3 protein-coding genes are annotated in these 3,492 nt (G+C 42.6%); all 3 read left to right on the top strand.

Annotated elements, in window-relative coordinates; translation table 11 throughout:
* On the top strand, positions 1–1,107 hold a 1,107-nt coding region (gene wecB / locus AACT21_RS07935; protein ID WP_254917224.1), incomplete at its 5' end, for a non-hydrolyzing UDP-N-acetylglucosamine 2-epimerase.
* Positions 1,108–1,124: 17 nt separating this feature from the next.
* Entirely contained in the window at positions 1,125–2,363 is a 1,239-nt protein-coding gene (vpsB, locus tag AACT21_RS07930; protein ID WP_064624711.1) for a UDP-N-acetyl-D-mannosamine dehydrogenase VpsB, read from the top strand.
* Between the two features lie 2 nt (positions 2,364–2,365).
* Positions 2,366–3,490 (top strand): VpsD family glycosyltransferase, encoded by a 1,125-nt coding sequence (locus AACT21_RS07925; RefSeq protein WP_094164428.1) that lies wholly within the window; start codon positions 2,366–2,368, stop codon positions 3,488–3,490.
* The last annotated feature ends 2 nt before the right edge of the window (positions 3,491–3,492 follow it).

Genomic DNA, 3,492 nt, shown 5'->3' with positions numbered 1-3,492 from the left:
CTCATTGCGTTTGGTACACGACCTGAAGCAATAAAAATGGCGCCTCTAGTTCATCAGCTTAAACAAGATAACCGTTTCGACACAAAAGTATGCGTCACTGGCCAGCACAGGGAAATGCTTGACCAGGTTTTAGAGTTGTTTGAAGTGGTGCCCGATTTTGATCTTAATATCATGGAACCAGGGCAAACACTGACGACAGTAACGACTAAAATCTTGAACGGTATGGAAACGGTTCTAAAAGACTTTCAACCAAACATCGTCTTAGTTCATGGCGATACCGCTACAACGTTTGCGACTTCACTTGCTTGTTATTATCAGCAAATTGCAGTCGGCCATGTTGAGGCTGGATTACGCACCGGCAATATTTATTCCCCTTGGCCTGAAGAAGCGAACCGCAAGCTTACGGGTGCATTGACTCACTACCATTTCGCACCAACGGCAACATCTCAACAAAACTTATTGGATGAAAATTATTGCCTCGAGAACATCCATATTACTGGGAATACCGTCATTGACGCCTTGTTTATGATCCGTAACAAGATTCACAACGAGCAAGATCTCAATGCTACGCTGGCACACCAGTTTCCGATGCTTGATAACAATAAAAAACTCATTCTTGTTACAGGCCATCGCCGTGAAAGTTTTGGTGATGGATTTGAGCGTATTTGTGAAGCCTTATCCATCACAGCAAAGCGTCACCCTGACTGTCAAATTCTTTATCCGGTACATCTTAATCCGAATGTTCAAGAGCCCGTCAATCGTCTTTTAAAAGGCATTGAAAACATTTTCTTAGTGGATCCACAACAGTATTTGCCCTTTGTCTATTTGATGGACAGAGCACACATCATTTTAACTGATTCCGGTGGTATTCAAGAAGAGGCACCGTCGCTAGGGAAGCCTGTATTAGTGATGAGAGACACCACCGAGCGACCTGAAGCGGTAAGCGCGGGTACGGTCAAGCTGGTTGGGACTAACACACAACTGATTTGTGAAGAGTTAGACCGGTTGCTTAGTGATGAGCGCGCTTACCAACTCATGAGCCAAGCACACAATCCATACGGTGATGGCAAAGCCTGTCAACGTATCGCCGACATTCTAGCAAGATAAGATTTAAGGAAAATAAGATGTTTAATAAAGTTTCTGTGATTGGTTTAGGGTATATCGGCTTGCCAACGGCTGCCGTTATTGCTTCGCGTGGTATTGAAGTGATTGGCGTAGATGTCAATCAACACGCTGTCGATACAATCAACAAAGGTGAAATTCACATTGTCGAACCGGATTTAGATATCGTAGTTCGAAGTGCAGTGATGACTGGCAAACTAAAAGCAACCGTGACAGCTGAACCAGCTGATGCTTTCTTAGTGGCGGTACCCACACCATTTAAAGGTGATAATCACGAGCCTGATCTTAGCTATATAGAAGCCGCGGCCAAAGCGATTGCACCAGTTCTGGAAAAAGGCAACTTGGTGGTATTGGAAAGTACTTCCCCTGTCGGTGCGACAGAAAAGCTTTCCGCATGGCTAGCAGAGGCTCGTCCTGATTTAACTTTCCCACAGCACAAAGGTGACACGGCTGACATTAAGGTAGCGCATTGCCCAGAGCGAGTTTTACCGGGTTATGTACTACAAGAGTTGGTCAGTAATGACCGAGTGATTGGTGGCATGAGTAAATCGTGTAGCGAGAAAGCGATGGCTCTGTATAAAACCTTTGTTAAAGGCGAATGCATCATCAGCAACTCTCGTACGGCGGAGATGGCGAAATTAACAGAAAACTCCTTTCGCGACGTCAATATTGCATTCGCGAACGAACTTTCCCTTATTTGTGAGAAATTAAAAATCAATGTTTGGGAATTAATTAAATTGGCCAACCGCCACCCTCGGGTCAACATATTAAATCCAGGACCAGGTGTTGGCGGGCACTGTATTGCAGTTGATCCTTGGTTTATTGTTAACAGCTGCCCAGAAGAAGCAAAACTGATTGCTGCTGCTCGTCATGTTAATGATGGTAAACCACATTGGGTCGTTGATCAGGTAAAACAAGCCGCAGATCAGTTCAAAAAGCCTGTTATTGCCTGCTTAGGTTTGGCCTTTAAAGCCGATATTGATGATTTACGTGAAAGCCCAGCTTTAGACATCACTTTGCATTTAGCACAAGACAATATTGGACAAATTCTAGCGGTAGAGCCAAATATCCACCAATTACCGGGTAAGTTAACAGAACATGATGTTGAACTAGTCTCGCTAGAGCGTGCTTTAGAGTTAGCCAATATCGTTGTGGTGCTGGTTGATCACCGAGATTTTAAAGAAGCAGATAAAACGGCATTTGCTAAGAAAGTCGTGATTGATACTAGAGGTGTTGTATAAAAGTGAAGAAAGTTTTATTGCTGATGCCGTTATCGACGCTCGATTGGGGCAGTAAAAGTGCTGGCGGGGTAGATTCAGTTTGCCAAATGCTGGTTAAGTATTTAACTGAACGTAAAGAAAGTGGATTCCAATACCGAGTATTAGCATTTGACCCTTTTTGTCAGGTTGACTACAGTGATACACCTATCAGGCTATCACCTTTTGTTGAAGTTATATTCTGCCCGACAAATGAAAAACGCTATAACTTACCAATTCCTGGGTTCATTGGTACGGCACTTCGGGTCAATGAGCAAATTAAGGTTTTCAAACCAGATGTAGTTCATTCCCACATACCCTCTTGGATGATCGGTGTTGGAAAAAGTGCTAATCGCTTACTAACACTTCATTCTTATAAGCTTATTTGTCGCAAGAGCGTGTCCAAAACTAATGATTTCTTGTATGTCAAAGTTATGCCTTGGCTATCAGACTGTTTCATCGATCGTTATACCTGTGTTGGTCAAATGCTGAAATCAGCCTTGGTACAAGATATTGCAAAGCCTATTTCAGTGATTGGTAATCCGATCGATGAAGCCTATTTTCAGGTAACCCGAAGTCTAAATAAGAGCGATGAAACTTTGAGATTGGTTACTTGTGCCCTTATTAGTCAGCGTAAACGTATTGATCGCATTATTCGCTTGGTTTTTGCGCTGAAACAACAGGGAAAAGACGTATCATTAACGGTCATAGGACCTATAGCTGATAAAGATTGTTATAGCAGATTATTGCAGTTGATCGCAGAGCTTAATTTAACGAATGATATAAAGTTTGTTGGCCGAGCTAGTCGTGATCAGATGTTGATATACTATCAGCAGTCAGATGTTGGTGTGTTTTTATCTGATCAGGAGACCTTTGGTTTGGCCCCGCTTGAAATGTTGGCAACCGGTTTACCTGTCGTTGCTACTCGTGTAGGCGTACTTGCTGAAGAAGATTTTGCTATTAGTGGATTAGTTTTGGTTGATGGTGATGATCTTCAACAGAAACTGGAATCAGTTTTAGCACTAAATAAACTTATTACGGCGGACAAAATGAGACTCGAACGGTGTTTAAATACTGCCGTGATAATATCTCAATATGAAAGCTTGTATTAAAT

Origin of the sequence: Vibrio sp. V08_P9A1T1 (assembly GCF_963874405.1) — a bacterium.
GTDB classification, from domain to species: domain Bacteria; phylum Pseudomonadota; class Gammaproteobacteria; order Enterobacterales; family Vibrionaceae; genus Vibrio; species Vibrio anguillarum.
The sequence above is the reverse complement of the archived record's forward strand: the minus strand, read 5'-3'. Positions and strand labels throughout refer to the sequence as shown.

What these genes read in the sequence shown, in the direction of transcription:
- vpsB (WP_064624711.1), top strand. Translation starts at nt 1,125, where the DNA reads ATGTTTAATAAAGTTTCTGTGATTGGTTTAGGGTATATCGGCTTGCCA.